Origin of the sequence: Kiloniella sp., assembly GCF_965205715.1 — a bacterium.
Taxonomy (GTDB): domain Bacteria; phylum Pseudomonadota; class Alphaproteobacteria; order Kiloniellales; family Kiloniellaceae; genus Kiloniella.
In genome coordinates this window covers 78,920-105,046 of the sequence record NZ_CBDBHW010000001.1, presented here as the reverse complement: position 1 = coordinate 105,046, position 26,127 = coordinate 78,920, and the positions used below count along the sequence as shown (strand labels likewise).

At 44.9% G+C, this 26,127-nt stretch carries 34 protein-coding genes and 1 pseudogene; 17 read left to right on the top strand and 18 right to left on the bottom strand.

Annotation, left to right across the window (positions count from 1 at the left end; all coding sequences use genetic code 11):
* Positions 1–69 precede the first annotated feature (69 nt).
* The 4 genes from ACOGW3_RS00570 (at position 70) to ACOGW3_RS00555 (ending at position 2,139) form a co-directional block, all read left to right on the top strand.
* Positions 70–348: a type II toxin-antitoxin system RelB/DinJ family antitoxin gene (locus ACOGW3_RS00570; protein WP_419901169.1), complete on the top strand. Its 279-nt coding sequence runs from the start codon at positions 70–72 to the stop codon at positions 346–348.
* On the top strand, positions 345–620 hold the full coding sequence (locus ACOGW3_RS00565; protein WP_419901168.1) for a type II toxin-antitoxin system YafQ family toxin: 276 nt from the start codon (positions 345–347) through the stop codon (positions 618–620). Before ACOGW3_RS00570 ends, ACOGW3_RS00565 begins: the two co-directional genes overlap by 4 nt.
* Positions 621–691: 71 nt before the next feature.
* On the top strand, positions 692–925 hold the full coding sequence (locus tag ACOGW3_RS00560) for a hypothetical protein (RefSeq protein WP_419901167.1): 234 nt from the start codon (positions 692–694) through the stop codon (positions 923–925).
* Between the two features lie 794 nt (positions 926–1,719).
* Complete coding sequence (locus tag ACOGW3_RS00555) at positions 1,720–2,139, top strand: GFA family protein (RefSeq protein WP_419901166.1); 420 nt, start codon at positions 1,720–1,722, stop codon at positions 2,137–2,139.
* 276 nt (positions 2,140–2,415) lie between these two features.
* Here the strand turns inward: ACOGW3_RS00555 and ACOGW3_RS00550 are convergent, their stop codons facing one another.
* The 6 genes from ACOGW3_RS00550 to ACOGW3_RS00525 all read right to left on the bottom strand — a co-directional run bounded on the left by ACOGW3_RS00550 (position 2,416) and on the right by ACOGW3_RS00525 (position 7,392).
* Positions 2,416–2,838 carry a hypothetical protein gene (locus ACOGW3_RS00550; protein ID WP_419901165.1) on the bottom strand — a complete coding sequence of 141 codons (423 nt, stop codon included), beginning with the start codon at positions 2,836–2,838 and terminating at the stop codon, positions 2,416–2,418.
* 80 nt (positions 2,839–2,918) lie between these two features.
* Positions 2,919–3,056, bottom strand: coding sequence for a hypothetical protein (locus ACOGW3_RS00545; RefSeq protein WP_419901164.1), 138 nt, complete (start codon positions 3,054–3,056; stop codon positions 2,919–2,921).
* 70 nt (positions 3,057–3,126) lie between these two features.
* Positions 3,127–3,693: a hypothetical protein gene (locus ACOGW3_RS00540; protein WP_419901163.1), complete on the bottom strand. Its 567-nt coding sequence runs from the start codon at positions 3,691–3,693 to the stop codon at positions 3,127–3,129.
* A 1,058-nt stretch (positions 3,694–4,751) separates the two neighbouring features.
* Positions 4,752–5,345 carry a coiled-coil domain-containing protein gene (locus ACOGW3_RS00535; RefSeq protein ID WP_419901162.1) on the bottom strand — a complete coding sequence of 198 codons (594 nt, stop codon included), beginning with the start codon at positions 5,343–5,345 and terminating at the stop codon, positions 4,752–4,754.
* A 97-nt stretch (positions 5,346–5,442) separates the two neighbouring features.
* Positions 5,443–6,063, bottom strand: a complete 621-nt coding sequence (locus ACOGW3_RS00530) for a DUF2493 domain-containing protein (RefSeq protein WP_419901161.1) — start codon at positions 6,061–6,063, stop codon at positions 5,443–5,445.
* 96 nt (positions 6,064–6,159) lie between these two features.
* Positions 6,160–7,392, bottom strand: a complete 1,233-nt coding sequence (locus ACOGW3_RS00525; RefSeq protein WP_419901077.1) for an ISL3 family transposase — start codon at positions 7,390–7,392, stop codon at positions 6,160–6,162.
* Here ACOGW3_RS00525 and ACOGW3_RS00520 point away from each other — a divergent pair.
* Positions 7,379–7,510 (top strand): hypothetical protein, encoded by a 132-nt coding sequence (locus ACOGW3_RS00520; RefSeq protein ID WP_419901160.1) that lies wholly within the window; start codon positions 7,379–7,381, stop codon positions 7,508–7,510. The genes ACOGW3_RS00525 and ACOGW3_RS00520 overlap by 14 nt on opposite strands.
* On the opposite strand, the gene ACOGW3_RS00515 is transcribed toward ACOGW3_RS00520, so the two are convergent.
* From ACOGW3_RS00515 to tnpA, 8 genes and pseudogenes are all read right to left on the bottom strand, one after another.
* Positions 7,463–7,711, bottom strand: coding sequence for a hypothetical protein (locus tag ACOGW3_RS00515; protein ID WP_419901159.1), 249 nt, complete (start codon positions 7,709–7,711; stop codon positions 7,463–7,465). The genes ACOGW3_RS00520 and ACOGW3_RS00515 overlap by 48 nt on opposite strands.
* A gap of 500 nt (positions 7,712–8,211) precedes the next feature.
* Positions 8,212–12,492, bottom strand: a complete 4,281-nt coding sequence (locus tag ACOGW3_RS00510) for a strawberry notch-like NTP hydrolase domain-containing protein (RefSeq protein WP_419901158.1) — start codon at positions 12,490–12,492, stop codon at positions 8,212–8,214.
* 165 nt (positions 12,493–12,657) lie between these two features.
* Positions 12,658–14,316, bottom strand: a complete 1,659-nt coding sequence (locus tag ACOGW3_RS00505; RefSeq protein ID WP_419901451.1) for a hypothetical protein — start codon at positions 14,314–14,316, stop codon at positions 12,658–12,660.
* A 116-nt stretch (positions 14,317–14,432) separates the two neighbouring features.
* Positions 14,433–14,723, bottom strand: a pseudogene (locus tag ACOGW3_RS00500) (ParB/Srx family N-terminal domain-containing protein); the annotation flags it as partial.
* Between the two features lie 99 nt (positions 14,724–14,822).
* Positions 14,823–15,551 carry a DUF2786 domain-containing protein gene (locus ACOGW3_RS00495; RefSeq protein WP_419901157.1) on the bottom strand — a complete coding sequence of 243 codons (729 nt, stop codon included), beginning with the start codon at positions 15,549–15,551 and terminating at the stop codon, positions 14,823–14,825.
* 11 nt (positions 15,552–15,562) lie between these two features.
* Positions 15,563–15,982 (bottom strand): antirestriction protein, encoded by a 420-nt coding sequence (locus tag ACOGW3_RS00490; protein WP_419901156.1) that lies wholly within the window; start codon positions 15,980–15,982, stop codon positions 15,563–15,565.
* An 88-nt stretch (positions 15,983–16,070) separates the two neighbouring features.
* The gene (locus ACOGW3_RS00485) at positions 16,071–16,640 is read right to left on the bottom strand and encodes a recombinase family protein (RefSeq protein ID WP_419901155.1); all 570 of its coding nucleotides are present in this window, start codon (positions 16,638–16,640) and stop codon (positions 16,071–16,073) included.
* A gap of 120 nt (positions 16,641–16,760) precedes the next feature.
* Positions 16,761–17,195: an IS200/IS605 family transposase gene (gene tnpA, locus ACOGW3_RS00480; protein WP_419901154.1), complete on the bottom strand. Its 435-nt coding sequence runs from the start codon at positions 17,193–17,195 to the stop codon at positions 16,761–16,763.
* 394 nt (positions 17,196–17,589) lie between these two features.
* Here tnpA and ACOGW3_RS00475 point away from each other — a divergent pair, with 394 nt between their 5' ends.
* Together ACOGW3_RS00475 and ACOGW3_RS00470 are read left to right on the top strand one after the other, a co-directional pair.
* A complete protein-coding gene (locus ACOGW3_RS00475; protein WP_419901153.1) occupies positions 17,590–18,312 on the top strand; it encodes a hypothetical protein in 723 nt (240 codons plus the stop codon).
* Between the two features lie 69 nt (positions 18,313–18,381).
* Complete coding sequence (locus ACOGW3_RS00470; RefSeq protein ID WP_419901152.1) at positions 18,382–18,645, top strand: ribbon-helix-helix domain-containing protein; 264 nt, start codon at positions 18,382–18,384, stop codon at positions 18,643–18,645.
* Positions 18,646–18,686: 41 nt separating this feature from the next.
* On the opposite strand, the gene ACOGW3_RS00465 is transcribed toward ACOGW3_RS00470, so the two are convergent.
* Entirely contained in the window at positions 18,687–19,055 is a 369-nt protein-coding gene (locus ACOGW3_RS00465) for a hypothetical protein (RefSeq protein WP_419901151.1), read from the bottom strand.
* Positions 19,056–19,199: 144 nt separating this feature from the next.
* Here ACOGW3_RS00465 and ACOGW3_RS00460 point away from each other — a divergent pair, with 144 nt between their 5' ends.
* The 3 genes from ACOGW3_RS00460 to ACOGW3_RS00450 are packed head-to-tail and all read left to right on the top strand — an operon-like array spanning position 19,200 to position 20,055.
* Entirely contained in the window at positions 19,200–19,454 is a 255-nt protein-coding gene (locus ACOGW3_RS00460) for a type II toxin-antitoxin system VapB family antitoxin (RefSeq protein WP_419901150.1), read from the top strand.
* Positions 19,451–19,855: a type II toxin-antitoxin system VapC family toxin gene (locus ACOGW3_RS00455; protein ID WP_419901149.1), complete on the top strand. Its 405-nt coding sequence runs from the start codon at positions 19,451–19,453 to the stop codon at positions 19,853–19,855. Before ACOGW3_RS00460 ends, ACOGW3_RS00455 begins: the two co-directional genes overlap by 4 nt.
* A 20-nt stretch (positions 19,856–19,875) precedes the next feature.
* Positions 19,876–20,055, top strand: a complete 180-nt coding sequence (locus ACOGW3_RS00450; RefSeq protein ID WP_419901148.1) for a recombinase family protein — start codon at positions 19,876–19,878, stop codon at positions 20,053–20,055.
* A gap of 408 nt (positions 20,056–20,463) precedes the next feature.
* On the opposite strand, the gene ACOGW3_RS00445 is transcribed toward ACOGW3_RS00450, so the two are convergent.
* Complete coding sequence (locus ACOGW3_RS00445) at positions 20,464–20,652, bottom strand: hypothetical protein (RefSeq protein WP_419901147.1); 189 nt, start codon at positions 20,650–20,652, stop codon at positions 20,464–20,466.
* 5 nt (positions 20,653–20,657) lie between these two features.
* A complete protein-coding gene (locus ACOGW3_RS00440; RefSeq protein ID WP_419901146.1) occupies positions 20,658–20,954 on the bottom strand; it encodes an endonuclease in 297 nt (98 codons plus the stop codon).
* A 48-nt stretch (positions 20,955–21,002) separates the two neighbouring features.
* On the opposite strand from ACOGW3_RS00440, the gene ACOGW3_RS00435 reads away from it, so the two are divergent.
* From ACOGW3_RS00435 to ACOGW3_RS00425, 3 genes are all read left to right on the top strand, one after another.
* Positions 21,003–21,584: a plasmid pRiA4b ORF-3 family protein gene (locus tag ACOGW3_RS00435; RefSeq protein ID WP_419901145.1), complete on the top strand. Its 582-nt coding sequence runs from the start codon at positions 21,003–21,005 to the stop codon at positions 21,582–21,584.
* A gap of 153 nt (positions 21,585–21,737) precedes the next feature.
* Positions 21,738–22,313, top strand: a complete 576-nt coding sequence (locus ACOGW3_RS00430; protein WP_419901072.1) for a recombinase family protein — start codon at positions 21,738–21,740, stop codon at positions 22,311–22,313.
* Positions 22,314–22,388: 75 nt separating this feature from the next.
* Complete coding sequence (locus tag ACOGW3_RS00425) at positions 22,389–23,501, top strand: ISKra4 family transposase (protein WP_419901144.1); 1,113 nt, start codon at positions 22,389–22,391, stop codon at positions 23,499–23,501.
* A 2-nt stretch (positions 23,502–23,503) separates the two neighbouring features.
* Here ACOGW3_RS00425 and ACOGW3_RS00420 read toward each other — a convergent pair whose 3' ends face one another.
* Positions 23,504–24,736: an ISL3 family transposase gene (locus ACOGW3_RS00420; protein ID WP_419901077.1), complete on the bottom strand. Its 1,233-nt coding sequence runs from the start codon at positions 24,734–24,736 to the stop codon at positions 23,504–23,506.
* Here ACOGW3_RS00420 and ACOGW3_RS00415 point away from each other — a divergent pair.
* The 4 genes from ACOGW3_RS00415 (at position 24,723) to tnpB (ending at position 26,087) form a co-directional block, all read left to right on the top strand.
* Positions 24,723–24,860 carry a hypothetical protein gene (locus ACOGW3_RS00415; RefSeq protein WP_419901143.1) on the top strand — a complete coding sequence of 46 codons (138 nt, stop codon included), beginning with the start codon at positions 24,723–24,725 and terminating at the stop codon, positions 24,858–24,860. The two genes, ACOGW3_RS00420 and ACOGW3_RS00415, sit on opposite strands and share 14 nt — an antisense overlap.
* Entirely contained in the window at positions 24,842–25,174 is a 333-nt protein-coding gene (locus tag ACOGW3_RS00410; protein WP_419901142.1) for a hypothetical protein, read from the top strand. Before ACOGW3_RS00415 ends, ACOGW3_RS00410 begins: the two co-directional genes overlap by 19 nt.
* 212 nt (positions 25,175–25,386) lie before the next feature.
* Complete coding sequence (locus ACOGW3_RS00405; RefSeq protein WP_419901112.1) at positions 25,387–25,725, top strand: hypothetical protein; 339 nt, start codon at positions 25,387–25,389, stop codon at positions 25,723–25,725.
* A complete protein-coding gene (gene tnpB, locus ACOGW3_RS00400) occupies positions 25,725–26,087 on the top strand; it encodes an IS66 family insertion sequence element accessory protein TnpB (RefSeq protein ID WP_419901111.1) in 363 nt (120 codons plus the stop codon). The genes ACOGW3_RS00405 and tnpB overlap by 1 nt, the downstream gene beginning before the upstream one ends.
* Positions 26,088–26,127 lie beyond the last annotated feature (40 nt).

Here is a 26,127-nt window from a genome sequence, read left to right as displayed (position 1 = left end):
TGTTTCTTTTGATTTTTAGTGATACAATGTGTCACGTTTTATTTCTAACATCCTTGGAGGTGCTTTGTAATGACCAACAAAACTGCATTCGTTCGGGCGCGGGTCAAGCCTGATGTTAAAGAGCAGGCTCAAGCAATTTTAGCCCGCATCGGTGTCTCGGAAAGTGCCTTTATCAACATGAGCTATCATGCGGTCATTAACGAAGATGGCATACCCGTTTCCCTACATAGCCCTAATGTAGAAACCCGCGCGGCCATTGCAGAACTGTCTCAGGGTAAAGGGCATCAACATGCAGGCTCAACCGCAGCATTGTTTGATGAAATTCTGTCTGAACCCGATGCTTCATGAAAGCCCTGCACATTTCCAATGCCTTTAAACGACAGGTCAAAAAACTTCAAAAGCGCAACAAAGACCTAACGAAGCTGCAAGGCTTGATCGATTTACTACGTCTCGATCAGGACTTGCCCCATAATGCGCGCCCTCACAAGTTGTCAGGTGAATGGTCCGGGGTGTGGGAGTGCCATATCGAAGGCGATTGGCTGCTTGTCTATGATTTTGACGAAACAACCCTGTCGCTCATCGCAACGGGGACACATCAGGACCTGTTCAAGAAATACTAAGTCGCCCGCCAGTTTGAAACATTCTGCAAAGGCGTGAAGCTGTAAAACAAAAGCTAAACAAGGAAAATCATATGACCGACAACGTGACAAACGAACTAATCCTAGAGCACCTGAAATCTATCCAAACAAAGCTTACCAGCGTGGATAATCGGCTAGGAAATCTCGAAACAGATGTGCGAGCCATCAAGGGGCATATGGTGTCCTTCATGCAAACCGAGCTGGCCCAAGACAGCACAATTGCAGAGATACAAACCCGCCTTGCCCGCATCGAAAAGCGGCTTGATCTGGTGGACAATTCCGCCTGACGAAAACGGCCCGCACCGGACCCCCATTTCCGGTGCGCTTGGCGTTTCGACCCAAACCCATTCCACACGCATAGCGCGAACTTGCTTTTAGGGCCGGCGCGGAATCCTGTGTTGATCTCTACGACCGCGCCCCTGCCTCTCGCAGCCCATCAGAGCCGAGCGGCTGAAATTGGAAGATCGAAGCCCGCAAAATCGCCGTTCACATGAAATTCAAATTTCATGTATAAACGCGCCTCTTTCAAAATTTACAAAATTTTTATTAGGATGAAGGGCAGAGAACACCACCAAGGAACCGCAATATGACTCCGAAATCGAGCCTTGAAAACCAGCGTAGATTCATTGCTGAGAAAAAGGCGCAAGGCTTGAAGCGACTAACTGTAGCGGCTTGAGATCATCGGGGCTAGGACTTGAGACTATCGCCATTTTGGGCTCAGATTAAATGAGACTATAAATTCCTTCCGGCTCAGATTATTTGAGAATGGGCTCAAATTAACTGAGACAGGCTCACTGGAATGAGACTGTAAATTTTCCTGTTAGATTTTATTGATGGAACAAGAAAAACGAGGGTTTTTCTGGTGATCAAAATTCTGGGAAATATACGCTCAAAAAGCACAAGAAAACCCATTAAAAATAACTAAACAAGATTGACCTCTTCACTTATCTTTTCTTGTAAGCATTACTGATCACTGGATTTCCATGGGTCTAACCGCTATTAGTTTTACTCTCAGGTAAACTAGGGGCAAATCAGTTGCGTTTGATGAAAACAAATACCGACGAGTGAAGGATTATCCCGTATGTCCCAGCCAAACTTAGGTTCATGTATGTGTGGATTGGTAACAGTATCCTGCGGCAAAGCCCTTGGTTTAGGTGTCTATTGTCACTGCACTGACTGCCAAAAATCCTCGGGGAGCGCTTTTGGTGTTTCTATCCCTTTTGATGTGGAGACTTTTGACGTCCTCTCTGGAGAACTCGGTTCGTTCACAAAGTTTGCAGATAGTGGAAATGAGCTTACACGTTATTTTTGCTCAAACTGCGGTTCTCCAATTTATGGAACATCCCCCCAGCACCCCGGACGGATCTATGTTAAAGCAGGCATCCTTAATGCCTCTGACCTGGTTCGACCGACCCACGAAAGTTGGTGCCAATCCAAGGTGAGTTGGTCAAAGATTGAGCCGGAACTGCCATCCTTTCAAAAGAGCAGTTCATTGACATAACGGTCAGCGCTTTGAAGGTGGCCATTGATGGGTCTAACACAACCGAGGTACAAAATGCGTTTATTAAAGTGCAGGTTTGGGACAAGCAGCCTTTAGAAGAATGGTTAGTAGATTGTCAAACATTAAGCTCTACAAAAAAAATTAATCCTTTTTGTATCATTGATTTAAGTAATTTTATTTGCTCTGAAAATCTTCAATCTCATTCGGGTGAGCCTGTCTCAGTTAATTTGAGCCCATTCTCAAATAATGTGAGCCGGAAGGAATTTATAGTCTCATTTAATCTGAGCCCAAATTGGCGATAGTCTCAAGCCCTAGCCCGGATGATCTCAAGCCACAACACTTATCGAGAACTTGTTGTTCGGTGGCGATCAACTGGAGAGTTGCGCCCAAAATAGAGGCGGGCTGACACTTTTCAGTTTTTGCGTCAAATACCGGAAGAATGGATATACCGGGACAAAGATCAGCGACGGGAAAACCCGTCTGCAAGAGCTTTGATATGATGATGCCAGCATCATCGCAGATGGCATCAAGGGCTTGTCCTTCCTTCCCGTGTTTGAGAAACACTTCATTAATAACCAACCTGTTTCCAACAGATACTATTCCGAGTGTCACAAAGAATGTTTGCTCTTTACCAGCTTCACCAACGGGCAGGCGAAAAGTCTCTGATTGTCGTCTGTTTGGCATGGGATTTAAAAGCATCTTTCTTTTCCTTTTTGTGCTTATATTCTATCACAAATACAAGCTTCAACCTACTGTTTAAGCTCATTTATTTTATTTTTTTATCTAAACCCAAACGCCATACCAAAGAACCAAATTAGGCCAGGTAAAACAAAAAATACTGTTATTGCGCCAGCTATTTCTCCAACCAAAAAAAGGGCTTTTTCTATGAAGGTTTCTGTTTTTTGATTGAGAGCCATATCAAAATTCCTTGTGTTGATTTTCTTCTAAAAGGGGCATTTCAGCCCCTTTAAAAACAGACTTCACTTCTTAGTACTCGCCCTCCATGGCTTCTCTTGCCTCACATCTTGCATCATAGGCATAGCGCCATATTTGGGCAGAGTTTTCTAGTAGCTCAGATAATCCTGATCTAATAACAACCTTACCTATTAATATTTCAGTTTCGTTCCGATTAAGTCTCTCTTGGCTTGCCCTATAGAGAAGGTGGTTGTGGTAATTCTCGACATAACATTCGTAAATCATTGATGAACAGGGTTCGTGTTCTGTTATTTCGCCTGCAAGGACATCAAGTTTTTTGCATGGGCGGTCTATGTTAATGCCAACTCTAAGATTGAGCAGTTCACACAAATTAAGAGCGTTAATTATTTCACAAGCCACACCGCTATTCACCTCATCTCTCAACACCAAATATTCTTTATAGCCCTTTGCACTTGAGATGTGATTTCCATCAAAAACAGGCGTGTTCTCAAGCTTGCGATGAAGATCTTTTAGCTGCTCTATTTGTGCAAAAGCTACTTTGCGTTCATCCCAATATCCTGCTTCGTGTGTTTTCAATGTTTCACGTGTTACATTTTGTTTTTGTTGTATATTTTTCATTTTCTAGTCCCTCTTCACTTAATTGATATGTCTTTTTTCAAACATGAAAAAAGAACTAGCCAAGCGGCGATGAGCTTTGGGGGAATTGTCTAATGGACCGATGAAGTCGAGGGGTATCACCCATCCCGAAGATCCTCTTGGATCGAGGGGCAGAACGTAAAACGTTCTGTGATTTCGTCTAAAGAAATTATGGGGATACGACTTCTGAGTGGCGCGCTCTTGGGCGCGACAACAGCGTAGCGTGGTCCTGACATTGGCCTTTCATGGAAAGGCCAATGCGCCATCGGCGCTAAAGGTCGATAGACCGACAAAAGTCTCTACCTGAGTAGAGCGCAGCGGAACGATGGGACTACTTGGCACTTGTGTGAGCATGGCTCACAAAGGCCCGCCGGGGCCGAACCTTTCGGGGGCCGAACCTTTTGGGGGCCGATATGATCTACCACCTCACCCATAAACAATATCTGGAGAAAAAAAACACATCAACTGAAGCCGCCACGCCCTCGTGTAACACAATGGGCGCTCTTGTCTGACCGTAGGGCAGACGCCGCTTATCTCGACGCGCTCTCCGAAGATTCAAAAATAAGAAAATATCTTTGCAACCACGCCAACACGGACCAACCATTTTTGGCACACTGGAGCGTCTTGGAACCCGCGCATAATGCGCGGGCAAGGCCAGCCCTTGTAACGGCCCTGACTGTGGATAAAGGGGTGGTTTTCCACATTATCCATATGATCGAGCGTGAGCGAAGTGATTGTGGAGAATGTGGAAAACCATCACACTTCCGTCCTCTTGGGGACGGAATTATCCCCATTCAGGGTCGTTTGGCTGGCCGCAGCAGGTGTTATTTGGGCGACGGAGACCATCCACATCTCAAGGCGCCCAAATAACACCTGTTCCTAGACGCTCCCAACTCCGAAGAAAAGCAACAAAAAATAGGTGAACCACCTTAACGGGGGTTGCCGGGGGTGCCGGACTGTTAAGGTGGCTCTGGTTGTATGGCTCGTCATAAGCCATAACTCTAATATCGCACAAATTTATTGGATTGTGAAGCTGCCTGTTAAGGCGTTGGCGTAGATTCAAGATAGCTCAATACCTTGAAGACAACCGCAATTAGCCCCATAAACAAAACAAGCGTTTTAATTGTTTTGTTAGAGCTTTCCGATATCTCGGTTTTTAGGTCTGATTTAACCGTTTCAATCTTCTTATTAACAGCTTCAAACTTCTGATTAACAGCTTCAAAACCGCCTTTAAGCTCAGTGCGCACGTTATCAATCTCGCCTTTAAGCTCAGTGCGCACGTTATCAATCTCGCCTTTAAGCTCAGTGCGCACGTTATCAATCTCGCCTTTAAGCTCAGTGCGCACGTTATCAATCTCGCCTTTAAGCTCAGTGCGCACGTTATCAATCTCGCCTTTAAGCTCAGTGCGCACGTTATCAATCTCGCCTTTAAGCTCAGTGCGCACGTTATCAATCTCGCCTTTAAGCGCTATATGACTTTTTTGCACATCGTCTTTTGTCGCTAGGTGTTCCAGATTATGAGCAGTAATATCCCGCGCAACGTCTGTTATGCTTTCGGCTTGATCTTCCGTCAAACCACTCGCAACTAGCTTTTTTGTGATCTTTTGCGTATCTAAGTACATTAAAGCGGCCATGATATAATTCCTCTATCCTTAATATATGTTTAGTTGTGGTTTTCGTCAATCTCAACCATGCACAAGGGGCATTGCTGCCCCTTGCCATGTAAGCGGTTTAGCAATTTTCGCCCTGATAGGATTTCAAGCCGTTTTCACTGGCAAGCTCTTTGATGTGTTTCTGTATGCCACCAGTGCCAAAAACAACAGTTAAAACGGGGCTTATCTCTTTGAAGATCTGGCGGTTACGATCAAACGGCGCACGCTTGCCATTGCCTGTAATACCAAACGACAAAACAGCTATTTTTTTAGTCTTGGCCCATTGTCCCGCTATTAAATCGCCGCCTTTTCTGTTGCCTGTCGTAACCAGATACATATCAGGCGTTTTTTTAGCTATGCGGTCCAGAATTTCCGTGATCTTGTCTATATCCGTTGTATTTTGATGACCAGAAAAAAGAACAGGCGTTCCCTTGGGTAAGTGCACAAGCGTTTCATTGACTTTACGAGCCTTGAGAAAGTCCCTTGCATCTATGATACTTGCTGTTTGAGCTTTCCTGTTAACAAGGCTTTGGCGGCTTTGAGGCATCCATGCCTTGCCCGTAATACTCTCAAAAACATCACCCGCGCAAAGTGTAAGCTGCTCAAGGGCTAACTGCTGCGTTTCTAACGCTTCTATTTTCCGTTGAGCGTCTTGTAGTTGGGTGTCTTGTATTTCGCTCCCGTCTTGCGCTGCGATCAAGTCTTTAACTTGATAACCGCTTTTGTCAATCTCAACGCCTATTCTGTTTGTTCTTCTGCTGAAAATATTGGCTCTTCTCCGCTTTGTTGAGTAGATTTAGGATTTCAAATAGAGCATAGATTGATTATCTGGAATGGATGATTGTCTAATTTTGAGTTTGAAGTATTCGGTATCCTTGATGCCTCTGGCTCGCTTACGGATCATTCCTATACTGACATTACCAGCCTCTATCCTGGCGCTTGTGAGCTTGTGTTTGGCGTAGTTGCAGATGCCCACACAATGTTTCCGTAGGGATTTCGCGAACTTTTTTAGATAGAGCATCTGTGACTGATCTGCTATCAGGCACCAACGTTCCAGTTGCTCCGCCATCGCCTCAAATGAAGCGGCACTCCACAGCAGCTGAAGCTGTTCTTTCAAGACGTAAAGTGCATTCAGGTTGCTATTGCTCTCCAGCAACCTTTGCAGCTTGTCACTTTGTTTTTCACTCAACTTATCCGCATTTTTGAGCAACAGATAATGCGTCCCTTTCATCAACTCTTTACCACTTGGATCGGCCTTTCTGAACTCAAGTCGACGCTGATTATGGATAGCTTTGCTGTAGTTTTTCATGACGTGGAAACGGTCAAATACTATGTCGGCCAACGGCAAGGACTCTCTGACAGCCTTTTGGTAGGCAGGCCCCATATCCATCGCTACGGCCTTTATTTTGCAGGCTGTATCTGGTTGCAGTTGTTTCAAAAACCTTGAAAAAACCTCGGCAGTTCGGCCTGCTTCAACCCAGATCAGATGACCGCCAACCATATCGTAGACCACCGTCATGTAGTCATGACCTTTCGCCCGGGCAACTTCATCTACACCAATATATTCCAAGCCAGTTAGCTCTGCAGGATCAAGCGTAGGGAGAGTTTCAATAAGGTATGCCCTGTCGATATTCTTGACCGTTTCCCATCGTATATCCAAATGTCTGGAAACCGCTTGAATAGACATATGCCGACATAATCCACTGATCAGTCGGCAAAATCGGTGAGTGAAACGGCACCCTTTATCAACAAAATCACACCCCTCAATGCGGCGTTCGCCCTTGTTAATATAAACCTGCGCCAGCTCAATCTCGACCACACAAGGATACCCAAAAAGGGGGATGTCGTTTACTTGTCGGCGGACATGCTGGTTGATGCTTCCCTTCTGGCCTGTAGCAGGGTCTATAGCCCTCCTACGCGCGTCTCGGCTGCAGTGAATGACAATCTTAACACCGCCGTCATCCAGTTTAATTTCATTTACACGTTGCCCTTTGAGGCCTAAAATATGCTGCGAGATGTTGATTGTCATATACCTGCTCTATGTAAAGTTATCAGAAACCATACATATCAACAGGTTACTTGGCGGTCGGCATCTTTTTCTACTCAACAAAGCGGAGAAGAGCCAAAATATTAACAAAATCAGATAAGATTGCGCTTGACTGATCTTCTAAAACTGAGCTTTCCAAGTAGTCCGACAATCCGCCCATCAACTCCCCTAAATAATCGGTTAGCTCTTGCTCTGAAAGATCAGTTTTAAAAGTTTTTTCCTGACTTATAGGGTGAGTTCCATATAGTTCCATAGCCTCAATCATTGCGGCTGTGCTGGTTAAGTTCTGGGTATTTTCCATCTGCTTAATTTCCTGACTTTAAAATATGCTTCACGTGTAACATATTGATTTAATTACGTTTCACGAATTTGATCTCGGTGTGAGTACCAAACATTTTCTTATTGAAAGCAGAGAATGGGCTGGGTCAAAGGCCGCGCTTTAGCGCGGGGACCGGAGCCACGCGCAGCCGCTCGCGGCGAGCATGGCGAGGACCCACCCTTTGACGCAGTTCATTATTTGTTTCAGAGAAACAACAACCAAAAAGTACGACCGAGAGGTCGTTCCTAATTGTGGCCCCCTAAGGGGCCGCGCCAGTACAAATATCAGATACAGCTCAGGCGTCAGATCGCTGCTAAACTCGAACCACGTCTTTATGCGAGCTATGCTCGCTAAGGCCCGTCGGGGCCGATATGAGCTAATACTAGGTAGGTTCTCTATAGAAGAAAGATTGCAAATATGCCTAAAAGGAAAAAAACTCAAAAAAAAGAGCCAGAGAAACCCTCTCTAGCCCTTTTTAACACCTAAGAAACGCTCTGGACGCCATATTTTTCAAGTATTTTGTCCAACACACTTTTGTGCGGCACAAACATCCGCAGTTTGTACTGGATGATTTCTGATACACACCCAAGCCCGTAAAACTGCTCTTTCACGGACTGTTCCCAACCAGAACCCGATGTGATCTCGACACGGTTTGCTGCACCAACTCTTGAATGTCGCACACCAAAACCATTTCCAAGGGCAGCTAAAGATCCTTCACACACGACATCACTCCATAGTTCAGATGCTGAAACATCAACTTTTTCGCTTACACCCAAGGCAGATTTCATCGCCCTGATTTCTGTGGAACTGACAATTCTCCCCAACACTTGCGCCCCATCATCCATGCTCAGACGACGCACCCTGGGATTTTCTTTGTCCAGATGCTTCCAGAGCGGCAACAACAAGCCCGTGACCATCCAAAACCGAAGCGTTTCGTAGTCACCCAAATCAGCAACTTCTCTTCTCCACGCCTCATCGAACATAAATTGATCTATATCAACCCACGAACTCTTCAGAAGCTCTACCTCATAGAGTGTGGTGGTCTCTTTGGGACGATGCAGCTTATAGCGCTTTTGCAAAACACCATCCTCATCCATCACACTCGAATAGGGAACGAGAATACCAACACGACCGGATTTTTCGTTTTTGACCCTCTTGCCGCCACGCTTCTCAACCAGATCGGAAACATCAATCTCCTCGCGCTTGTCCCGGCGCTCGATCTGGACAAGCATGGTTTCCGCCCCTGTGATCTCGTCTTCACGCAAAATTTCTTGCGACACAATTCGCAAACTATCCGCCGTTAATGCCTCAACACCAACCTGATACACACCCCGCTCTTTTGCCTGCTCAATCACACCGGAATGCAAAGCATCAAAGACATCAAATATCTGGTTTTGCATCTCAATCCGCAACGCCAGTATTCTATTGAGGAACCGCTGTATCGGCGGCAAATTGTCTCTCAACCCCTCATCACAAGTTAGCTTTAGGCCCGTGAGCTTCTCAAATCGCTCAATCGAGACAAAATCTATCTTACCCACATACAACAATTTGTAGAAATTCCGTAACGCCTGTTTAGCGTACACACTCTCAAGATTATCGCTCTCTTTAAAAAAGTTACTGGTGCCCCCCTGCTTTTGTCCCCGGCTAATAGCCCCCAAAGCATCCAAACGACGCGCAATCGTCGAAATAAAGCGGCGCTGCCCCTTAACGTTCGTCGATACCGGACGGAATACAGGCTCATTCGCCTGATTGGTGCGCTTGGTACGCCCAAGACCCTGTACCGCACGATCAGCCTTCCAGCCGGGTTCTACCAGATAGTGAACACGACGGCGTTGATTTTTAAACTCCAATCCAGAGTGATAACTCCGTCCCGTTCCCCCCGCATCCGAGAAAACCAGAATACGCTTTTGATCGTCAAGAAAGCTTTGCGTTTCCGATACATTGCTGCTCGCTGTGCGGTTCGACACAAAGTACTTGCCACCATTGTACAAGATACGTCGTGAACGCCCAGTCACTTCCGCAACCATGTCTTCTCCAAAGTGGTGCAATATCTGATCCAGAATACCCGGTATAGATGGCAAGCTCGCAATTTTTTCTATCAACTTGTCTCTTTGCGCGACTGCCTTGCGTGAGATCAAGGGATTGCCTTCCTCGTCAACCGCCTTGCGCATATGCGCTCTGCCATCAATCTCATACTCTTCTAAAACCTGGACAGGAAAGCTGCTTTCCAAATAGTTAATCACCGCATTAACAGGCGTGATGTTAATGCTCAGATCGTGCCATTCCCCCACCGGAATATCACTAAGGCACCGCTCAAGATGGGCCTCGGCAGTCGAGACGAGCTGCAATACTGGCGCATTTCCTGCCGCAAGATCTTTCTCTATCTCCAGAATTAACTTAGGACCTGTCATGCCGGTCAGAATAGCATTAAAAAAGCGTTGCTTGGTGCTCTCAAAAACAGAAAGCGCCGAACCGCGTTCGCGACCAGAACACGCAGAAAACCCGGAACTCAGCATATCAATAACATCTTCCAGATTAGCGTGTATGCTCTCAAAAGCATCCGCAAACACATTGTACATCCTGGTTTGCGCGTCGCTTAAATCCACAACAAAGGGATCAACCTCAACACCATCATAGGACAATACCCGCGATGTATATAGCCCCATGGATTTGAGATCACGCGCAATAACTTCCATCGCAGCAATACCACCCTCGCTCATTGAGGAGATAAAATTGCTACGTGTCGCAAAAGCCCTGGCATCATTGCCCCAAAGCCCTAATCGTTCGGCGTAGCCAAGATCAGAAATGTCCGTTCCCGCCGTGGCTGAAGCATAAATCACACGTGCATCAGGCAGCTCGAATTGCAACCGCAATCCAGCTAACCCTTGTGCCGAACTCTGCCCCTTGCCAAAACCACTGTCAGTTGCCACCGCATTCGACATCGAATGTGCCTCATCAAAGGCGATAACACCGGAAAAACCTTGGTCCCCAGATTCTCTCGAAAGCCAGTTAATCACCTGATCTATTCGCGATTGTTTAGAACCCTCCGAACGCAATGTCGCAAAGGTCGTAAACAAAATGCCCTCACTCAAGGATAGTTTGCTATTCGCCCCAAAACGGTTCAGCGGGACAATTTGCGTCTCATCCATGCCAAGCGCTGACCAATCCCGTCTCGCATCCTCAAAAAGAGCAGAGCTACCAGATATCCAAATACCCCGCTTGCGACCTCGGTTCCAATTGTCCAGAAAAACACCTGCAATCTGACGCCCCTTACCAGCACCCGTACCATCGCCCAGAAAATAACCTTGTCTATAACAAATACCATCCGGATCATCTGCTGTTGTGGCAACAATCCCCTGCCCACCATCCATCAAGCTAAATGTCCCCTCCAACATCTCACTGTGGGCTTGGCCCGCATAAACAACCGTCTCAAGTTGAGCCGCAGATAGCAAACCTCCGCGAACTATTCTCTCCGACAACATCGGACGATAACCCGGTACTGGCCCCTTTACCGACGCCATAGCCGAGGACTGGCAAAGCTGGCTAACGTGATCTTGTGCACCGGCAACAGCAAACTGCTCACACGACCAAGGCAGAAAGTTTCCATCCCCCGTATTAACGCTCTGGCTATCATCGCCCAAAAGATCAAAAACAAGCTCGATCTCCTTTGCATCTATAGAAGCCGTCGGAAGCACTGGCTTTGATTTATCAGCCCTTTCCGAAGGTGAAAAACCACCTCCCGAACCAGAAACAGAGTGCAGCTGTAATCTCTCTATTGCCGCACGAGCAGGAAGATTGGCAACCAGAACATCCAACCCCTCACTTAGAGAAGAAACACTCTCGAAAAAGCCCGTAAAGGCAGAAGCGTCCGGAGCGGGAACTTTGTCGAAAATACTCAACCGAACACCAAAACCTGTGCCATGTTTGGCAAAGGTATTCGAGGGCAGCACAAGAGAGCCAGCCAACGTGCAGGTTTCCTGCAACTTGACAAAAGCACCCCGCCATTTCCCCGCAGGCTTGAAGGTTTCTCCCGAAACCAAAACCAGACGCCCACCATCACAAAGACGATCAAGGCTGGATCGAAGGTGGCTAAGCGTCACATCACTGCTCTTGCGTGAAGAATTAGCCTGTGCAGAAAACGGCGGATTCATCAAAACAACCGATGGCTTGATATCTTCATCCAGGCGATCATCTATTTGCTCCGCATTGTGACCAAAAACATCCGCAGCAGGAAAATGCGCCGTGAGCAACGCGCGGCTGGTTTCTGCAAGCTCGTTCAGGACAAGGCGCGCACCCTGCACTTCCCCAAAAATCGCAAGCAATCCCGTTCCTGCAGAAGGTTCCAGCACAACATCACCTGAACCAATCATCGCCGCCTTTGAGACAACATAGGCAAGCGGCAAGGGCGTAGAGAATTGCTGGCGCTCAACCATTTCTTCAGAACGCTTTGTTTGTGTTGGTAAGCTCGCGGCCAACCGGGAAAACATAGCAAGTGCATCTGACGACGACTGCGCTAAAATAGCTGGCCCGAACTTGCGCACAAAATACCCTTGCGCTACTTCTAGCGCATCATACGCATCTTTAAAGCTCCACGAACCATCCCAGCCTTCTTCACACATGAAAGCGGCATCCATAGCGGATTTCAGTCCGCTACTACAAATAGCTTCCCTGCTCATCATTTCGAACAAAAGCTGGGCGGCTTTGAGAATGCCCGTACTGCGGCTAACTTCTGCTTGGGCGTACTGCGTTTCGACTAAAGACATCACTTTTCTCCTTGAATGAAATTCAAAAAAGAAAAACTTTCTGCTCTTCTGGCGCAGATGAAATACGCAACAAAAGCCCTAAAAAAAAGGGGAACTGCTGAAACAAAAAAAGGGCCAGACAATTAAGTCTGGCCCTGAGTAGATTCTGAGGAAATCATAGTAGAATTAACCAGCAATTCTCAGATAATCCGGGACTGGGCTATCTTTTATCGGATCGCTCTCAACGCCTTCATTCAGAACAGCCACGGAAGTGATTTCCCCCGAAATAATCTCATTTGAGTTAATCATATCAGGGTTAATCATTTCAAACGGCAACCATTTGGCTGCGCGGGCGCGTTGTTCTGCACTCAAGCTTGCGTTGTCAGGATCAAAGAGCTTAGCGACTGTGTGTGCAAGGTTAGTCTTCTTCTCCGTGACCCTCGACAACGCCCAGTTATCATCAACGATTTCCGCGCCAATTTCCAGTAACTTCTTTGTCGATAACCGTGAACAAAAGCTTTCACTCGTCGGCACCCATCCCGATCTGATGTCCGTTCCAATCAAAATTTCTGCAGAACTAACAGCCTTGCTGTGGTCAAAATACCGGGACCCTGTATTAGAACGACGCACCCCAAGCTGATCCTTAAAACTGGTCGCCACGCAATAGCTTAACAGCTCGCTCTTTTCTGCTTCACTCAACCCGAAAACAACAGTCTGCAGCTCATCATCTGGAACATCAAAGAGCTTTTCGAGCCTGTCATGAATGTCTGTGAGAACTTGCTGTGCAGGTGTTGCCTCTGCCTCAATGGCTGTTAATCGCTCCCCCCTATTGGACAAACTAATACCAAGAGCACAACTTCCAAATTTGTCAAAAACATCATTAACCAGATTGTACAACAAAAGATCACGCGCAAGCGTGTGATTTTGGGCTAAATCAGCCTGAAAGCACTTCACCCGCATGGCCGTCAAACTATCAAGAACAACACCCGAATAGCTCGGGGCAGCAACCTCGGCGGATTTCGGATCCTCCGGGTTTTCTCCCTCCTCTTGCCCTAAAGGGGAACTCTTACCCGTACCATCAGGTTCTTTCGAAACACCGTCCTCTTTGGATACATCAGCACTGCGGTGTACAAGCCCGCACTCAAAATCCACAAAACCTTCGCTATCAACAAAAACGACAACACCGCTCGATGCCTTTTGCTCTTCACTATAAAAGTCCTGCTTTGCTTCTAATACCTTGTACTCACTCAAAAGCGCGCGGATTTGATCCCTGTCCTTTACGTCTGAAAATTCGAACTCTTCCAACTCGGCAGACACCTCATCCATGCGTGCGCGATCTGCATCTGACAGATCAACCGTCTCTGAATATTCTCTTCTGTCATAGGTCCTGAAAGTCTCCGAATACGATGATACCCGCTCCGCAAAAGACCACCCCGCAGCAAGGTATTCATCACAAGCCGCTGTGATCTTTTCATCAACAAGCCGCTCAAGAATATCCGCCGAACTGAGAACGATATCATCGTCCTCGGAAAACAAATCTCGCTCAACCACACCACCCGCAGCTTCATAAGCTGAAAGACCAACATATTTTACCAGGCAATGATCTGCACCATAACTCTCGCGTTGCATCGCACTCTTAATCGAATAGGGATGGTAGTGGTTATTCTCTTTGAAATAGGTAAGCTGGCGATCCTGATTATCCGTGGCACCAAAAGCTTGCAAAACATCAAGCGTGATATCACCACGTTTATACGCCTCGAAAATATCGGGCGCGATATTCGCCAAACGCAAGCGCTGCTCGACATTGCGAACTGTCGTTCCAAAATCCCGCGCAATCTCCTCCACCTCAAGACCCGCCAACCGAAGCTTGTTGAAAGCTGTTGAAAGCAGTTTTCAGGAACAATGAAAGCCTCAAATTCTTCAGCCGGCTTCATAGGTTCCCGAACAACGTTTTCCATGAGGGATATCTTCGTCACATCAGCACAATCAGGAACAATCCGGCAATCAACCTTGTAGGTCTTCTCCAGATCACCATCACACACCAATTCTTGTAACGCAGAAAGTCTGCGCCCACCGCAAATCACTTCTGCCGTCCCATTCCCCATGAAAACCGTTAGCGGATTAATCAACCCCGCCGTTTTAATCGAAAGCTTTAGCTTTTCCAGTGACCCTTCTTCCCCCTGTTCTGTGCGAACGTTGTGTTCAGAGATTACGAGGCTATCAAGGCTGATTTGCTTTTTTCCGTATTTCATCGTCTCTACCTTTGTTTTAAGTTTCTCAAGTCTCGAAAAAGGGGCTGAAATTTCTTCCAACCCCTTACTTCAAAATAAAAGAACCTACTTCTCTGCAAATCAGCGAGGCAGCAAAGCCTGTGCAGGGCTATTCTCAGACCGGACACCCTCATTGAGCGAAACCTTGTCTCCAGCTTCCTTGCCAGCAGCAAGATCACCTCTGTGTGAGCTATATATGCCCTTTATTGGCTTTGCGCTCCTAACCATCAGACCAAGCTTGCTAAAAGCTTTCTCCAAACTGGCCGTATGCTGAACAACCAGGCTGTCCGGCGATCTATTCTCCCCGGCTTGGGAACGAATACGCTCCGCCTTCATCTCATCAAGCCGTTCGCTGATACGCGCCAACATCCCGATCTCAAAAGCCTTGATGCTCTGCAAGCGATTACTTCTCCCCTGCCATTCAAGATATTCTTCAGACGCCTTAAAACGCGCAACTGCGCTCTGAACTGCGCTCCAGATCAAACTATTCAGATACCAGGCAATCTCGACATCCTGTTCACGCCCGAACAAATGACGGGTCCAGTCCGGTTTGCGTATCCACAATTTACACCCACAAAAACCCGCAACGATACCAAGAAGCATATCTGCGCGAGTTCTTTTTCTCATCCCCTCCCGGCTAACTTCGACGAATGCATCTTTCGAAAGATCATCTCGCGCAAGATCAAAGCGCGACAACAACTCCTGCGCCTTCGATGAAGCCAATAGTGCTTCTTCTTCTGTGCAGCCATTTTCCGTTGTTTTGGAAAGAAGCGCACGGATACGGGTTTTGATTTTTTTAATATCACTCATAGTCTTCTCCCTCAATCAATCGCGCTGTAGATCTGGCTTGCTTCAGGGTGAAGCGAAGCAAAGTCGCGAAGACTATGATACAGGTCTGAAAATCCGCTTGTCGGTTCTCTCCAGGCCATCTCGCAGTACACAAAAAGACAGGCGATGACACCTGCCGCCTCCCCGCTTACCTCTGCGTCGAAATAGTTAGATGTTATTTGCAAGCGCAGCCTCTCCTCACGGGAAGGAGCCATAAAAAATCCGCTCGGAATTTCATATAAATCCCAGTAGCCTCCTTTGTACTCAGGCGCAATTTTTGACAAAAATCCGTATATACTCGTCTCCACAAGCATCATATGGCGACCAAAATATTTTGGAAGTATTTGAGGGCGTAGCTCATCTGGAACGAGACTTGCCGCATTTAATACCGGGCGCTCTAAAGAATCTAACATTTGATTGTCCTTTTGTTCTCAGGGCAAAACTCCTTCACCCTTTCTTCAAACAAAAAGAACTAACTTCACTTCAGTACTAGCGTCGCAATTACCGGTATTCTTTTAGTCTTCGCGACAAAGTGGACTTGCTTGTCTTTAAGGTTTTTGCAACCGCTGTCAAAGTAGGAATATTTCCATCAACATCGGGAGTATCAAGAAGGGTGATAGCGTTTTTGATGTCATCAGTATCAATCTTCCTTGGCCTACCAAATTTAACACCCTTCTCTTTTGCTGCGGCAATACCTCTGTTTGTACGCTCAAGCAAAATATCCCTCTCAAGTTCGGAAAAAGCGGCCGCTATAGTGAAAACAGCTTTACCTATAGCACTCGATGGATCTATCCCGTCTGAAATTGAGTGAAATCCTACGCCTCTCTCCCCTAATTTTTCAATAAATTCCAGTAAGTCCGTTGTCCGCCGTCCTAATCTATCCAGCTTCCAAACAACAAGCGTATCTCCTGCCCTGGATATTCTTAATGCTTCTTCCAATTCTGGCCGTAGCACTCGTAACGCCGATAGTTTTTCACTGTATATTTTTTCACAGCCAGCTTCTTTCAAAGCTTTAATTTGGAGGTCCAAATTCTGTTCCACGGTAGAAACTCGTGCATATCCTATCTTCATATGTTTCATAACCCAAAAAAAATTTGTACTTATGAAACATAAGTTAAATGACCCCCGGCAAAGCCGGGGGCTTAAGCGGGTGAGCCCCTTAAAGGGGCAAATTGGGAACCGCTAAAGCGGTTATGGATTGAATATATCCATTTGGTCAAAGTACTTATCACGCTCTTCTTGCGTTCTGATATACTCCCTCACCATCTGTTCATCGAGCCCTACAGTTGAGACGAAATATCCACGGGCCCAAAAATTTTCACCCTTGAAATTCCGTGCTTTATTTTTGAATTTTCGAGCTATGGCAATCGCGCTTTTTCCTTTTAGGTATCCAACGACTTTTGAAACAGCATGTTTGGGCGGTATGCTGATACACATGTGAATGTGATCCGGCATCAAATGGCCCTCCTCAATCTTACTTTCGCGATGCCCGGCCAGTTCATGGAAAATTTCACCAAGATACTGACGTAGGTTGCCATAGATAACTTTTTGCCTGCGTTTAGGGATGAAAACCACGTGGTATTTACAATCCCATCTCGTATGTGCAAGGCTTTTGTAATCTCTCATCGGCTAATTCCTTTGTTATTTTGGTCAATAAACAAAGAAATGTAAGACCGTGGGAACGGTCAAACCATTGAGAGTCCCCCGGCATAGCCGGGGGTTTACCGGATTAAATTATGAAACGAGCTTTTGAAACAATAATAAAGCCTGTACTAAACTTTTTTGAAACAGGCTCAAATACGGTCCATCTTGGAACAAAAAACATACCTATAGCATATTAGCATCTTAGCATCTTAGCATCTTAGCATCTTAGCATCTTAGCATCTTAGCATCTTAGCATCTTAGCATCTTAGCATCTTAGCATCTTAGCATCTTAGCATCTTAGCATCTTAGCATCTTAGCATCTTAGCACTATAATTTTAATTATATATAGCAATTGTTATTTATAGCATTTTATATTATGTTATATTATATTTGCTATATTGCTAATACATTAGGATTTTATAATGATGAAAATACTTACCGTTTTCTCACAGAAGGGTGGGAGTGGAAAAACCTCTTTATCTACAAATGCTGCTGGTATGGCACACCGACGTGGGTTGAAACAGTTTTAATCGATTTAGACCCACAAGGATCTTCCCAAGTATGGGGAGATATCAGGAAAGATAAAACACTTGGTATAATGTCAGCGGCCTTTCCTCGTTTAGGAAAAATCATAGAAGCTGCAAAAAGTGAAAATATAGAATTCGTAATTATAGATGTTCCTCCAAAATCATCCGATGCTGCTCTTGCTGCATGTAAAATCGCTGATCTAGTAATAATTCCTGTCGTACCAGATATATATGATCTTGCCGCGATTGATTCAGCTTTAAGTATTGCTCAATTTAGCAAAGCGCCACACCAAATTATTTTAAATAAAGTACCACTAGTTGGGAATGAGCAACAAAGTGCAATTGAAGTAGTAAAAAGCTTAAATGGCCTGATTGCTCCAGTGACATTATACCAACGTAAGCCTGTAGGACAGAGCCAAGCTGAAGGACTATGCCTAGAAGAATTTATTGACCTCCTTAGAAATAATGGAAAACTACAAAAAAGCCATTTAAATGCAGTAAAAGAAATGACCGCGTTTTGGGATTGGATTTCGAGCTCTCTAGGTTTAAGAACAGGAAATTTAGCAACATAATATATATTATTGCTAAATTGCTAAATTTTTATTTTGCTACTTATATAGGTAATTAATATGTCGGACTTTATGAAATCCTTAGAGCAAGCTGGATCAGGAAAAAAGAAAATAATTGAACCAAAAACTACCGAAACACCTGACAGGAATTGGAAAAAACCACAAACACGACAAAATTCTAAAGGCGTTTTAACTCAGATAAGTAGTGAGGGGCATAAGCAGTTAAAAAGGCTATCCCTAGACGAAGAAAAAACAATGCAAGATTTAGGTGTTGAAGCATATAATTTGCTATTTGCAAAATACCAGATACCAGAAATTTCTGATCCAGAAAATTAAACTTCGGCGCGAGTGTTAGACCCAATATTACAAATTTCTCCTTAACCCGGTTTTCTGTTCCACTGCGCTTCACACCCCAAGTCCCGTCCCCGGGATGGGCGCGACAAAGAGATCTCTCGCCTGAAATGTAAAGTCGGGGAGTTAACAATGGACAACGAACTTCTCCATGAGCGGATTTTGCGAATGGAAACGCCGGTTCCTTTTCCCCGTCGGAGGTCGAAGCGATGAGCGGTATGTTCTCGTGCAACAATATCAAGCGCTTCTCCCTTGAGAAGCTGAATGATTGCTGTTTGCTTACGAGCGAGTGTCATACGATGTGACCTGCTGATAGACAGAGCTGCTTCATCCTCAGAGGAAGCCGATAAAGGGGGTGGATCTTCTTTCATGATTACATCTCCTGGTTGGCTCATTTAAGCCGATTGAGATGTCTCAGAAAACCCTAGGGCGGTATAGTTACCCCTAAACCGGACATAAAGCATGTTAGCGACAAGCCCCTATTTTTTTAGTAGCATTTTTTAAATATCCTCCTAGTATAGAAGTATGGAGGAATAAAGATGCCGTTAAATATTAAAGACGATAATACGCACGAAATGGCGAAGAAGCTTGCTGGTTTAACAGGAATGAGTATTTCTAGGGCTGTCAAAAACGCTATTCAAGAGAAAATTGAATTGGTGGAGCAAGTTCAAAATAAAGGACAGCTAGCCGAAGAACTTGATCATATTGCCCTTTATTGTTCCAATTTACCAATTCTCAATAATATATCTACTGATGAAATTTTAGGTTATGATGATCATGGATTACCAACATGATTGCTATTGATACATCTGCAATTATTGCAATTTTAACGGATGAACCAGAGAGGCGACAATTTAACGAAATCATAGGGGCTACTCAGGCTTGCTATATTTCTGTCGCTAATCTTCTTGAAACACGAATTGTATTATACTCGCGTGCAGGTGAGAACGCTACACTGGCACTTGATTCCTATTTATTGAAAAGTAATATCAAGCCTGTTGAAACTACTGCAATAATGGGTGATCTTGCTTTCTCTGCTTATCGTCGATTTGGTAAAGGGACAGGACATCCAGCTAGTTTGAATTATGGTGATTGTTTTTCTTATGCGTTAGCGATGAATAAAAATATTCCGCTCCTATTTAAAGGAAACGATTTTTCACAAACGGACATTTTATCTGTTGTTAAACGACATTAAGGCGCGTAAAAAAATGGCATTTGTCAAGGGAGAGTACCGCGTCCGGCGAATTTGTTTTTAACATTTTCTCGGCCCTTGCCCAGTTTGAACGCAGGCTTATACAAGAGAGAACAAGAGCAGAATACTCCTTAACCCGGTTTTCTGTTCCATTGCTCCCTAGACCCCAAGTATGTTTTAACCCATTGTCTTATTTGGATTAGTTATCTAGGACAGCCCATTCTTTTATTAAAGTGTATTAACTCAGACCTAATCTGACAGTCTTCCTTGAAAAAGGGAGGGTTACCCGTTTTGATGGAGGTGCAAACCTTGACCATTAAAACCTAAGAAAGGTAACCCTTATGCTTCAGAGTAATGAAAAAATCATCAAACATAAAGTTGGACTTCTCAATCTGGCATCAGTTCGTAATACCTGTAAAAAGTTGTAATCTGAGATTCTGAGGACGTTCTGAATTTTTCCTATCTCCTTTGGGCCATAGTCACTTTAACTTTCTCGGACGCTATTAGTTCATTGTGGAAGGGCTTCCTACAAACGGAAAACTACGGCCATTACGGAATCCTGCTGAACATATTTTGTGAACCCTTAACCCGGTTTTCTGTTCCACTGCGCTTCACACCCCTATAAGAGCCGTATAAATTGTTGTGCCTGAACGAATATTATCAACAGCACGACGAATATTAACATTGCTCATCTCTAACCCTTCTTTAGCGCTCTTTCTGCCAGAATCCTCTTGCATAGAAACATTAGGATGACCAGAGAAGGGTAAATCAGGATTATTTAACGCAGATTCCAAAGCCATTTTTTCTACTCCACAAAGCGATTGATATTTCCCTGTAAAATCATAATCTGACGCGCCTTTTCACGCTCCCAGACTGAGACGGGATCACTTTTTGACCAGGCGTTAAAAAGTTGTCTATCCTGCTTGCTTAACCGCAAGCCATAACGATCAGCCATGTAGAAATAGATCCGCGCTATATCTCCGCGAACCTCGGCTCTTGGCTCCACTTTGCGTGCCTTAAAATTAACTTCAAAATCAGGCCGGCCATAAAGGAGTGCATGGAAAAGTGTGGGGCACTTTGATTGAAGCTTTCTTTTACTCACTCAACAGGAATACTTTTTTGATGTCTTTCATCACGAGTGTTACCTGTCATGAAAACCTATTCTATCAAAGTGGCTTTGCAAGGTGTCAGCCCCATGGTTTGGCGTCGTTTTAGAATAACCGGCGATACTTCTCTAGCCAGCCTTCATTATCTCATCCAAATCGCCCAGGACTGGAACGATGATTACCTTCATACGTTTCATATTTATGGTCGAAATTATGGCATTTACCATGATGGTGGAATATCATTCCAGGACAGTGCCTTTCAGGTTAAAATTGATGACTTTGAATTCGATGTTGGTGACAAATTCACTTACGAATATAACTTCTTCGCTCACTGGGAACACGATATTCGCATTGAAGCGATTGAGGAACAATCTCCTCGTAAAAAGACACCGTTTTGTCTGAGTGGTAATGGAATGCAAGGCGCTACGGTGTGCGATGTTTACGACAAAACAATGGAACTCTATCAATTTCTTGCCGAATCAGATGAGACGACGACAATCGGTGAGGCCCTTCCCTATGTTGAAGCTCTCAATGAAGTTCGTTTTAACCGCCATGAGGTAAACAAAGGTTTTGCGAAGCTGGATTTGGAAAAGCCATCCATAGATGAGTTTGTGATTATTGGGTAACTAAAAAGGAATGGTTGTAGGCATTTTCTCTAAAAGTATACCTTTTCGTAGATCTGGTTTCCTATCGTATTTTGTCTATAAAGTATGGCTTTATCTACGTTTCTGGAATATTCTACAAATCTCTATTATATTATTAGAGATCAGAGGCTCACATTGATCTACGCATACATCAGGGTAAGCAGCAGGGACCAAAATACGGGCCGACAAGAAGAGGCTATTTCAGGATCCGGATTTTGCATTGATAAAATCTACACTGACAAAGCAAGTGGCAAGGATGTCAACAGGCCCTTTTTCCAAGAGATGCTAAATGTAACCAAACCTGGTGATACGATCGTTGTTTCATCGATTGATAGAATGTGCCGAAATATGATGGACATGTGCTCTGTTACGACGGATCTCCGGGACAGAGGCGTGTCATTGGTTTTTCTACAGGAAAATCTGACATTTAGTTCAGGTAAGGTGAACGCTATGCAAGAGCTACAGCTTCATATGATGTCTGCATTCAGTCAGTTTGAAAGGGCTCTTGTTAAAGAGCGACAAGCTGATGGCATAGCGGCGAAAAAAGCAAGGGGTGAGAAGACAGGTCGGCCAGCCGCTGATTCGAACAAAATCCCCGCAATCGAAGCACTCTGTGCTAAGGGGATCAATTTGAAACTGGCTTGCGAAAATGTTGGTCTTGGGGTTTCTACCTATTACAAACTACGTAAACAATTGGCCAGGAGCCATTAATATTACAGGAAAATAGCGGGCCAAATTCCTTGCGTAGCATGACTTGGTGCTGACGCTGAGCACAAGGGGCATGAGATGCAATTTACAATTCAGGTGAGTGTTAAAGATGATTTTGGAGAAACTACCATTGAGGATATTATCAGCCTGGACAAGGTGCCTGACAATCCTGATGACATTGGTTTATCTCTCATGGAATCAAAGAGCTTGTTGAAATCCCTTCAAAATCTGATGGTCAGCCATCAAGCGGAACTTTACACCAAGACCCACCTTAACTGCCCTCATTGCCAGAAAAAGCGTCGTATAAAAGGTCATTATGGCATTCACTACCGGACGTTGTTCGGGATTGTGCCGTTATCAAGCCTTCGTGTCTATAACTGTGATTGTAAGGTTATCCCTGCCAAGACAACAAGCTTGCTAACAGATTGGATCCCCGATCATAATAGCCCGGAGCTACAATATATCGAGACAAAGTGGGCCTCTCTGATGGCTTACGGTCTGACGTCAAATTTACTGAAAGATATTCTGCCTGTTGGCACTGCTCTTAATGCTTCAACGGTTAGAAATCATCTACATAAAGTCGCCAAGCGCCAGGAAAATGACTTGGAAGGGAAACCTGAATACATTTCAGGGTGTGCTTACGAATGGGGGAATTTACCTAAACCCGGCAAACCAATAACAGTCGGTATAGATGGCGGTTACGTTCGAAACTGGTATGAGAAGAAGACTAATTTTGAAGTGGTTGCTGGCAAGTCTTTCTCGAAAGAAAAAGCACCTAAACGCTTTGGCTTTGTTCAGAAAATAGATGATCATCCAAGAAAAAAACTCATGAGTATGCTGTCTGATCAAGGGATGCAAAACAATCAGCAAATCACCTTTTTGTCTGATGGAGCTGATAATTTAAGAGATTTGCAATTTATGATGTATCCAGAATCTCTCCACATTCTTGACTGGTTCCATGTGACAATGCGGTTCACTGTTCTCAACCAGTTTGCTAAGGGGATGAAAAAATCAGACCCAAAAGATGGTGCTATGATATTTAAGGATCTGGAGAGTGCCAAATGGTACCTGTGGCACGGGAATGTCCAAGAATCTCTGGAAAAAATAGGTGAGTGTTGTGACGTCTGTTATGACGATGAATTACATTACGAAAATAGAAAAAAGTTGGCACTTCTCCGCTTTGTTGAGTAGATTTAGGATTTCAAATAGAGCATAGATTGATTATCTGGAATGGATGATTGTCTAATTTTGAGTTTGAAGTATTCGGTATCCTTGATGCCTCTGGCTCGCTTACGGATCATTCCTATACTGACATTACCAGCCTCTATCCTGGCGCTTGTGAGCTTGTGTTTGGCGTAGTTGCAGATGCCCACACAATGTTTCCGTAGGGATTTCGCGAACTTTTTTAGATAGAGCATCTGTGACTGATCTGCTATCAGGCACCAACGTTCCAGTTGCTCCGCCATCGCCTCAAATGAAGCGGCACTCCACAGCAGCTGAAGCTGTTCTTTCAAGACGTAAAGTGCATTCAGGTTGCTATTGCTCTCCAGCAACCTTTGCAGCTTGTCACTTTGTTTTTCACTCAACTTATCCGCATTTTTGAGCAACAGATAATGTGTCCCTTTCATCAACTCTTTACCACTTGGATCGGCCTTTCTGAACTCAAGTCGACGCTGATTATGGATAGCTTTGCTGTAGTTTTTCATGACGTGGAAACGGTCAAATACTATGTCGGCCAACGGCAAGGACTCTCTGACAGCCTTTTGGTAGGCAGGCCCCATATCCATCGCTACGGCCTTTATTTTGCAGGCTGTATCTGGTTGCAGTTGTTTCAAAAACCTTGAAAAAACCTCGGCAGTTCGGCCTGCTTCAACCCAGATCAGATGACCGCCAACCATATCGTAGACCACCGTCATGTAGTCATGACCTTTCGCCCGGGCAACTTCATCTACACCAATATATTCCAAGCCAGTTAGCTCTGCAGGATCAAGCGTAGGGAGAGTTTCAATAAGGTATGCCCTGTCGATATTCTTGACCGTTTCCCATCGTATATCCAAATGTCTGGAAACCGCTTGAATAGACATATGCCGACATAATCCACTGATCAGTCGGCAAAATCGGTGAGTGAAACGGCACCCTTTATCAACAAAATCACACCCCTCAATGCGGCGTTCGCCCTTGTTAATATAAACCTGCGCCAGCTCAATCTCGACCACACAAGGATACCCAAAAAGGGGGATGTCGTTTACTTGTCGGCGGACATGCTGGTTGATGCTTCCCTTCTGGCCTGTAGCAGGGTCTATAGCCCTCCTACGCGCGTCTCGGCTGCAGTGAATGACAATCTTAACACCGCCGTCATCCAGTTTAATTTCATTTACACGTTGCCCTTTGAGGCCTAAAATATGCTGCGAGATGTTGATTGTCATATACCTGCTCTATGTAAAGTTATCAGAAACCATACATATCAACAGGTTACTTGGCGGTCGGCATCTTTTTCTACTCAACAAAGCGGAGAAGAGCCTACAGGCACTTTGGAAGAAGACTTTTTAAAATCCACAGTGACTGCCGCCTTGGGAGCCGGCCTTGTATACGCTGCCATTTTCATAGCTGCATATATAAAAAAAAGACCCCCCATTTTTGCTGGGGATGCCTGGCTCTTTGCTCCTACCGGATTTTTACTTGGGCCTACAGGATTAACCTTCGCCCTGTTTGTAAACATTCCCCTGGCTATAGCACATCGTTACTACCTGGCCAAAAAACGTAACCGCTCCATGTGGCGATCTTACGCGCCTGTCGCGCCAGCATATTGTCTGGCCGTCGGCATTGTCTTTGGAATGCAGGTTCACATGGGAGAAATGCTGTGAGTATAACCCAAAACAACCAACAGAAAGAAAAGCAAATGAAAGAGCCGTTGGTAGGAACTCAGAATAGAGAGCCCGAAAACGAAATCCCTTTTAAGACACGTTTAAAGCAATTCTGTTCTGTTGGTGTAACAGAGTGAGCGTGACGTTAACCGCATCTGTTTGAGCTAATGAATAATGGTTATGCTTCATTTTTCTTTTGAATGGAGCGTTTAATGTCAGCAATTGAGAACGATTTATCGCGAACAGAATTCCATTGGCTTGAGCATGCGCGTTCGTGTGAGTTAAACGGGGTGGGCATGAAAGCTTATGCCGAGGCACACGATCTTGACCTGAAGGATTTTTATCATCAAAAGGGGGAGCTTGTTAAGCGGGGTCTTTTTGTTGTTTCTAGTCGAGATGAAAATTTACACAAGATTGTAAATGGTTCAGCTGATGGCCCAGGCTTATTGTATTGTCAGGTTTGCCTTCGTAACGGGCTAGAAGTCAAATGGCCTGTTTCGGGGAGAACATCGGATTTAACATCTATTGTAGATGCACTTGAAGGTCTGTGATGCGGCGGCCTTCAGATGCTTTGCCCGTCATTTATCTTTGCGCAAATCCCGTTGATTTTCGTCGCGGCATAAATGGTTTGTCGATGCTTGTTGACGACATCCTCAGCCTTGATCCATTCTCTGGCTACCTCTTTGTTTTTTCTAATCGTCTAAGCAACAAGGTCAAGTTACTTTACTGGGAGAAAAACGGATTTTGTTTGTGGCAAAAGAGCCTTGAAAAAGATCGGTTTCATTGGCCACGACACTTGAGCAAAGGAGCCCGTATAGAGCTCAGTGGTCGCCAATTGAACTGGTTGCTGGATGGTGTTGACCTCCGTCATGTGAAAGAGCATAAGCCTGTAAATTATTCGGAGATATATTAAATATTTACAGCACTTTATACTGTTTTGAAGAGTATAAATT